This is a genomic window from Alcanivorax sp. HI0044 (assembly GCF_001634945.1).
The window spans coordinates 1-1,151 of record NZ_LWEZ01001462.1 but is presented as its reverse complement, the minus strand read 5'-3'; the positions used below and the strand labels follow the sequence as shown (position 1 = coordinate 1,151).

The 1,151-nt window shown below is 60.7% G+C and carries 1 protein-coding gene and 1 pseudogene; both read right to left on the bottom strand.

What is annotated here, in order from left to right; all coding sequences use genetic code 11:
• Positions 1-699: tRNA (guanosine(46)-N7)-methyltransferase TrmB (gene trmB / locus A3730_RS22050; protein ID WP_063538954.1), on the bottom strand; the 699-nt coding region annotated here is incomplete at its 3' end.
• Between the two features lie 252 nt (positions 700-951).
• Positions 952-1,151 (bottom strand): annotated as a pseudogene (locus A3730_RS22045) (thiazole synthase); the annotation flags it as partial.

The following is a 1,151-nucleotide window of genomic DNA, read 5'->3' as shown; positions in this document are numbered from 1 at the left end:
CAAGTCCCAGACTCCGTGGCCAAGTTTTTCCCCGCGGCGCTCAAACTTGGTTTCCGGGCGCCAGCTCGGGCGCGGCGAGAAGACGCCTGGCCCCGCCACATTGTTGAACCCCTCGGCTGTGTTCATCACTTCCATCATGTGTTCGGAATAGTTTTCCCAGTCCGTGGCCATGTGCAGAATACCGCCGGGTTGCAGTTTGCGTTGTACCAGTGCCACCCAGGCGGGCTGAACGATGCGGCGCTTGTGGTGCTTTTTCTTGTGCCAGGGATCCGGGAAGTACAGCTGCACCCGCGCCAGGCTGTTATCGGGAATGCACAGCTCCAGAATCTCTACCGCGTCGTCACAGTAACTGCGCAGGTTATTCAGGCTGCGCTGCTCGATTTCCATGAGCAAGGCCCCTACGCCGGGACGGTGCACTTCGATACCGACAAAGTCCTTGTCCGGGTCGGCGGCGGCCATTTGGGCCAGCGACTGGCCCATGCCGTAACCGATCTCGAGCACCCGCGGAGCATCGCGGCCGAAAACGCGTTCGGGATCCAGCGCGCCCTGATCCCGCTCCAGTCCGAAGCGGGGCCACAGGGTATCCAGGGCATTGCGTTGCCCGGCGGTCAGGCGGCCCTCGCGCAGGACAAAGCTGCGCACCTTGCGCATGACCTTGCCGGTTTCCGGGTCTTTATCGTGGTTGATGAAATCGAGCATGGGGCCGGACTACCGTTATGAAAGAGGCGGATGAAAGAGTGACGTTGTAGCAGTGGATTATAACAAAAAGGACCGGCTGACGGTGAGCGCTCCCTCTTCACGCTATCTTGATCGATGATGGGTAAAGTGAGCACAGAGATTCAGCACAACTCTGCCCTGAAGTGCACGAGCATCAACGGTCAACACTTCCCCTTGGCGCCAACTCTCCCCCAGAGTGGCGCCGTTTTTTTGCCTGCCGGCAGCGGGCTTGTACTAGCGACTCAGACCATCCAGCGGTGAAGAGGCCGAGGCGTAGGCCTTGCGCGGCATGCGCCCGGCCAGAAAGGCTTCGCGACCGGCTTCGATGGCTTTCTTCATGGCGGAGGCCATCAGTACCGGTTTTTGGGCGTGGGCCACGGCTGAATTGAGAAGCACGCCGTCACAGCCCATTTCCATGGCCAGCGCCGCATCCG